This window comes from Myceligenerans crystallogenes (assembly GCF_039529775.1).
Classification (GTDB): Bacteria; Actinomycetota; Actinomycetes; order Actinomycetales; family Cellulomonadaceae; genus Myceligenerans; species Myceligenerans crystallogenes.
Map to the genome: position 1 here is coordinate 279,574 of NZ_BAAANL010000007.1, position 6,835 is coordinate 286,408.

4 protein-coding genes are annotated in these 6,835 nt (G+C 69.2%); 2 read left to right on the forward strand and 2 right to left on the reverse strand.

Features of this window, described 5'->3' with window-relative positions:
- Positions 1-2,832 (forward strand): pPIWI_RE module domain-containing protein, encoded by a 2,832-nt coding sequence (locus ABD208_RS17210; protein ID WP_344105271.1) that lies wholly within the window; start codon positions 1-3, stop codon positions 2,830-2,832.
- A gap of 51 nt (positions 2,833-2,883) precedes the next feature.
- On the opposite strand, the gene ABD208_RS17215 is transcribed toward ABD208_RS17210, so the two are convergent.
- Positions 2,884-5,760, reverse strand: coding sequence for a UvrD-helicase domain-containing protein (locus ABD208_RS17215; RefSeq protein WP_344105273.1), 2,877 nt, complete (start codon positions 5,758-5,760; stop codon positions 2,884-2,886).
- A gap of 21 nt (positions 5,761-5,781) precedes the next feature.
- Positions 5,782-6,438: a response regulator transcription factor gene (locus ABD208_RS17220; protein WP_344105275.1), complete on the reverse strand. Its 657-nt coding sequence runs from the start codon at positions 6,436-6,438 to the stop codon at positions 5,782-5,784.
- A gap of 254 nt (positions 6,439-6,692) precedes the next feature.
- Here ABD208_RS17220 and ABD208_RS20475 point away from each other — a divergent pair.
- The coding region (locus ABD208_RS20475) for a DUF1156 domain-containing protein (RefSeq protein WP_425561123.1) at positions 6,693-6,835 on the forward strand (143 nt) is incomplete at its 3' end.

The window sequence follows — 6,835 nt, forward strand, 5'->3', positions numbered from 1 at the left end:
ATGACCCACGACGTCGAGACCGCGGCCTACCGGCTGCGGCTGCCGGCGGACCTGCCGAGTGTGCTCGGCAGCTTCCACTCCTTCGCCCTGCCCGAACACTGGCCGGACATCATCCGGCAGGTCTGGGACCACGGCGGCAAGCCCCACGACCCGACCTGGAACCTGCCGGGTGCCAAGCGTCTGAACCACGCCCTGCGCGCCCTCGTCCCCGACGTCCTGTACACGGGAAAGCTGGGCCTGGCGTCGGCTGACACCTGGCTCTACGCCAGGCAGCCGGTCGACACGAACCTGCTCAAGCGGACGATGCAGTCGTACCTGCGAGGCTGGCTCGACACCAAGAGCGACTACCCGAAGTTGCGGGAAGCAGTCTCGGCCCTTGACGTCGAATCGCACGCGGAGGACTGGCACTCCGTCGACGTCGACCCGGCCTGGGTCGGGGTGAACACGGCCGGGACCGCCACAGTCGACCCGGTGCTGTACCGCCTGATCCCGGAAGCCGTCGCCGCCCGCATCCTGGCACTCGGGAAGTTCGACGACCAGCTGTCGTTCGTCCAGGTCGCCACGGACCAGGGCGCCGAGCTCATGTCATGGCCGCCGCTGGAGCACCCCGTGAAGGGACGCGGTCGCGAGACCACGGTCAGCCGCTTCTCGGCTGTCATCACGATCGCCCTGATGACCACGCCGTTCGACCCGGGACCGCGCCTGCACCTGGGGGTCAAGATCCGTCGGTGGGTGTCCTCCGGCAAGCTCTACATCCCCTCCGGGTCCTCCGCCTCGGTCTATCTCCGACCGCCCACCGACCCTGCGGCAGGTCCCGGGCAGACCCGGTTCGCTGTGCCCTACCTCGGGTACGACAAGAAGACCCGGGCCAACGCCTGGAAGAACAACGGGCCGACGGGGGTTCTGGCGCACCTCACGGAGACTGGCCGGTTCCCTGACGCGGCACGGATCTCCACCGATCCGGGCGCCTACCTGCCGCCTACCCTGGGCCTTGAGGCCGCAGTGACCCACCACACCCGCATGACCCCGCACGCCGTTCAGACCGGGATCATGCCGGAAGAACGCCGCCGGATCCTCACCTGGGCAGCCCAGGCTCTTCCGGACGCCTTCGAGCCCGCCCTCAACCTGCAGGCCGTCGTCGGGCGGCCGAGGATCGAGCGCCAGTACGTCAAGCGCACCTCGATCCCCGAGGAGCCGACACCACCGAAGAAGCCCGACCCCGAGAACGCCGAGGCCATAGCGAAATACGCGGATGAACTCGCCGAGTTCGAACGAAAGCACGTCGTCTGGACGGTCAAGCATCCCGTCGCGGTCGCGCGCCGTGCCGACGACGACGCCACGAACGCCGGCCGCAACCGCGAACTGCTCCTACGCGGGACGCAGGGCACCGAGCTTCGGGTCGACGTCGTCACCGACACCGACGCCGTCAGGACCGCCCTGCTCTCAGCGGCCGGCAACTGGCTCGGTCTCGAACCCGTCGAGACCGGCGCACCGGAGCACCACGTGGTCTTCCGCGAGGGCGACCTCGCGGTGCGCCTCATCTGCCACACCGCGAGCCGTCTGACGAGCGCGCTCGGCAACGGCACCCATCCCGCCCGGGGCGAGGCCCACCAGCAGGCGATCCACGACCGCGCCACGTTCGTCCAGCAGTACCTGGAGGAGCAGGAGTTCACGAGTGAGCTCGTCCTCGCCGAGATCCTCGCCCCCAAGGAGTTCACCAAGCAGGGGATCCCCCGATGCGACCCGTACGACGCCGTCCGCCAGGGTGCCGCACGCGCCGGCCGGGTCACCCAGTTCATCACCACCAGCGGCGATGGCGACCTCGCCTTCCGGGCCCAGGCCGCCTGGGCCGACGGTCTGCGGTCCCTCGGGATCAGCCTCGTGCCGCCTCACTCCGCGAACCCCAGCCTGCCGGACACGATCGATCAGGTGGCCTTCTGGCAGGTCCGGCGGAATGTGACAGGAACTGTGCCGAAAGCGGTGTGGATGCCGATCGCCGTCCTGGTGCGGCCTGACCAGGCCCGGGTCCTGGCCCAGACTCCCGAGAGCAAGGGATGGATCCCCTACAACCAGCTCCTCTGCGAGCTGGCGACCGCCGAGCCCCATACCAGGGAGTTCTCCGATGCCCAGCGGCAGTCCGAGGCGATGGCTCGCTTCCTTCGGGTCACGCTCCCCTCGCTCAAGGGCCGCCCGCTCCTGCTCCTCGCCGAGGCCGCGAATCTCCGGGAGCGGTGGTCCTGGCTGAAGGACTCCAGCCTGGAGGCGGACCGCATCTCCCTCGGGGAGACCGACACGATGCGTCTGGCGACCCACAACAAGCAGCTCCGTATCGTCCGCGTTCGTACGGACGCCAACCGACTGGAGACCCCGATGTGGTGGGCCACGCCCCGTGACGATGAGCCGGCAGGCTTCACCAAGACGGTCCTCCAGGCGGAGGGCGCCGGACCGGAGAACCGCGTCTTCTACAGCCTGGCCGAGAAGAGCAGCAAGCTGAACACCCACAACAAGGCGATGCGGAAACTCACCCGCGACGACACCAAGGCCCCGTCCCCGGACAAGGCAGCCCCCGTCCCGCGGATGATCGAGCTCACGGTCGCCGGTCTCGCCCCGTCCGACGACGACGGCGCGGCCACGGCCTGGGCGACCTTCGTCCATCAGCAGCGCTTCACGGCCGACTACCCCGAGGGCAGGGAACTGCCCTACGCCCTGGACCTCTGCAAGCGTGCCGGGGCCTACGCCTTCCCCGAGAGCGCTCAGGAGGAGGAAGGCGAGTCTGCTCCCGAGGTCATCGAGTTCGAGCAGGGCGTCTTCGACCTCGACCTCGACGCCTGACGGACGGCTGCCGGACCCGGAAGACGATCCGGTCCGGCAGCCGTACCACTCTCAGTCCCCGACCACCTCGGGCCGCTCCCACGGGATCCGGGCGTCGACCACGAACTGGCCGCCGACCGGTCCCGCGGAGAACGTTCCCCCCAGGCTCTCCGCCCGGGCACGCATCCCGGTGATCCCCGAGTGCGGCCTGCTCCTGGACGGTTCCCCGGTCGTCCCTGCCGGTAACGGGTTACGGACGACGATCACGACCCCGGTGCTCGGCGCGCCGCGGAGCAGGATGTCGACAGGCTGGCTCTCCGCATGCGACACCGCGTTCGAGATCGACTCCTGCACGATGCGATAGCAGGTCCGCGTCAGGATCCGGCTGGCGGTCCCGCCCTCGGCCACCTCGAAGCTGCTCGTGATCCGAGCTCCCTGGTTCGGCAGTTGCGCCAGCAGCTGGCCGAGGTCGTCGAACGAGACCTCTGTCATCCCGTCAGCCCCGGTCCGCATCGCGTCCAGCACCGTCTGGACATCGGCGTGGCCGCGACGAGCGACCGCCCGAAGCCTGGCGAGTCGCTCGCGGACCGTGGGGTTGTCGTCGACGATCTGTTCGAGTTCCTGGATCATCATGAGGATCTCAGTGAAGGTGTAGTTGACGCCGTCGTGCATTTCCCGCGCGAGCTCCTCGTGCTGGTTCTCCCGCGCGGAAGGTCCGATGTGCCCGACGACGGTGCGGACCGGCCGCGGCTCCGGCAGCAGCTCGCTGGGAGTACCGTGCCACACGACCACGACGCGCTCCCGCGCCCGGGTCGTCGCCACGTACAACAGCGACCGCTCTCGCTGCAGCGCCTCTTCCGGGTCCCCGACAATGACCCTGCCCGCCATCCGCGTGGAGTCGGCCGTGGCCCCGAAGACGACGACATGCCGGAACTCCATCCCCTTGGACCGGTGCCGGGTCATGACCACGACCCGGTCCTTCCCTGGTGTGTCCTGGCTCCGGACGTGCTGGGCAGGGATCCCCCGATCCCCCAGCTCCCGGGTGACCTTGACGGCCTCGTTCCCGCTCCAGACCAGCACGGCGATCGTCTCGTGCGCGACACCGTCGGAAAGCCAGTCCTCGATCTCCCGGACCGTCGTGTCGTAGGCCGCCACCAGCGAGTCGCAGCCGTGGACTGTCGGTGCCGGCCCGGACCGGGCCGAACGCAGTCCGGAGTCGTCGACGACGGCGTCTGTCAGGTCCACCATCGGGTGGCCCGCCAGGACGGCCGTGGCGTACCCGAGGTTCTGCGAGGTCGTGCGGTAGTTGAGCTGCAGGCGCCGGGACCGACCGGTGACGTGGATCCCGTACCGGGACAGCACTGTCCGCGGCGCGTAGATCCGCTGCTGGGCGTCCTCGGCGAGCAGCAGGTCGTCGTTCCCGCGTGCCGCCAGGGCCCGGACCAGGCGGAGATGGGCCGGGCCGAGGTCCTGCGCCTCGTCGACCAGCACATGGTCGGCCACCCGCGACCCACCGTTCGCCGCGGCCGTGTCCAGAGCTGTGGCGACGATCATCGCCTTCTCGTCGAAATCGGTGGTCCCAACGGCCGCCGTCGTCTCCCGGTAGGCCTCGATCACCTCCCAGACGGCGTTCCGCTGCGCCCGTCCGAGGGCCACCCCACGCCCGGGACGCCGCACCTTCAGATACTCCTCCCGCGTCGTGATCTCCTGCGGGACGACGACGGCCGAGTACTCCGCGCCGAGGAAGTCCGCCGTCCGCAGCTCGGCAGGCAGTCCGTCCCCACGACCTCGCAGGGCCGCGTCCCACATCCTGTCGTCGGTGGACGGCACAAGATCCCCGCGCACCCGGCCGAGAAGTCCCGTGGCGGCGCGGCGGACATCGAGCCCGTGGTCAGCAGCGCGGACGATCAGACGGCGGGCCGCGGCATCGAGCGTGCCCACGTAGACGCCGGGATCGCCCGGCTCCTTCGCGAGGACGATGCCTGGGGCCAGCTGCAGGAGCTGCTGCCGCAGGGCGTTGGCGAGCGTCGTGGTGAAGGTCGTCAGGAAGATCCGCGCCGCAGGGTTCCGCTCGTGGAGAAAGCGCGCCCGGTGCAACAGCACGACCGTCTTGCCCGTCCCGGCGCCTCCGGAAAGCCGGACCGGGCCGGTCATGGCCGCCTCGACGTACGCCCGCTGCTCCGGGTGGAGGAAGACCCGCCAGCGCGCGAAGTCCTCCTGCTCGATCGCCTCCCGGAGTACGGCGTCGTCCGTGAGATAGGCGAACTGCATGCGCGAGAGCGGATGCTCGAGGGCTTCGATGAGCTCGTCGTCGGTGTCCCCGCCGGTGTCACCGTCCTCCACAGGCTTCACCTCGTAGGTCGCCCGCACCGTGTCCACGGTCGCCCCGTCGGCAAGGAGCAGGAGGGCGTCCCCTTCGTACGGCGTCGCTGCCCGGTCAGCGATCGTCAGAAGACCATCGTCATCGACGACGCCCATCGCTTCGTGCGCGATCCGGGGGTCGATCCCCAGGTCGAGGAGGTCGTCGAACGTCACGCCCCTGGCTTCCAGCAGCGGGACCAGACCCGCGGTCCCGTCGATCGCCTCCCGCACCCCGTGGAGCGGCGTGGACTCGCCGAGGTCGACCCGGATCACCTCGGCGGCGCCGGTCTGCGGGTTGCGCCGGAACACGAGGCTCGCCGCCTTCTCGTTGGCGACGTCGTGCTTGAAGATGCCCAGGAAGATGTACCGCGGTTCCTCGTCGGAACCTGTGAGCTTGACCAGGACCGCGCGGTAGTCGTCGTTGACCCTGCCTGTCCGGATCCGGCGGTCCGCCGCACCCTTGAGCGGCTTAATCCTCAGGCCCGGGGTGGTGTCGTCCTCCCGGAGCTTCTCAATGAACTTCCACGCCTTGCCGGCGACGTCCCCGTCGAGCGTCGGGACGTTGGACGGCATGATGAGTTCGGGCACGATCCCAGGTTATCCCGCACTTCAGGGCTCTGGGGGGACACTGATCCCGGCTTCCCTGGCGAGCGCTGCGAGCTGGCTCCGCCGCTGGTACCCGAGCTTGGTCATCGCTCCCTTGAGGTGGGACTTGACCGTGTGCTCTGAGATAAACAGGCAGGCCCCGATCTGGACGTTGGTCCGGCCCTCGACATACGCGACGACGTCCCGCTCCGCACCGGTGAGCTTCTCGATCCGGGCGCGAGCCTCGACGGCGGCATCAGGCCCTGCAGCGGCAAAGTCGTCGGCGATACGCCTCGAAGCGGTCTTGCTCATGGCGCCCCCGCCGTCGAGCACATCACGGAGCAGGTTTCCCCAGGCTTCCGGAGGGTCGCTCTTCACGATGTAGCCCAGCGCCCCTGCCGCGAGCGCCTCCTTGATTTTGACAGCATCCTCAAGGGTCGTCACCGCCACGCACCGCGGAGGCTCCGAGAGCGCCCGGACCCGCTTGATCGCCTCCACCCCGTCCACGGGCTTCATGTCGAGGTCCATGAGGATCAGTTCAGGCCGATGCCTGACGACCGCCGCCAGAACCTTGCCGCCGTCGTTCACCTCGGCGACCACCTCGAAGCCCTGATCGGTCAGGATCCCCCGAAGGTACTGCCGGACCAGGGCGTCGTCATCCACGATGAGCACTGTCGTCACGAGCCACAGCGTAGGCCGACGACCGCCGCGGCTCCCGCGACATCACCCGATCGAGCGACCCTTCCGCAGATCGGTGTACCCGAACAGGCAATGCGCCACACGGCTGCGCCGGGCGAGAGTAGAGCCAGTCCCCTCCCGATCGCCCGGAGCACATCTTGACCACGCCTAATCCACCCCAAGTGCCCGAAGATTCACCCGGGAAGTCACCCGATGGTGATCCGTCCGCCCCTGACGCGCGCCATATATTGGGGCAGGTGACGACACTCCCTGCCCGCCGTAAGCTGATCGAGGTCTCTCTCCCTCTGGAGGAGATCAACGCCGAGTCGGCAAGGGAGAAGTCGATCCGGCACGGCCACCCCTCGACGCTGCACCTGTGGTGGGCCCGGCGCCCGCTCGC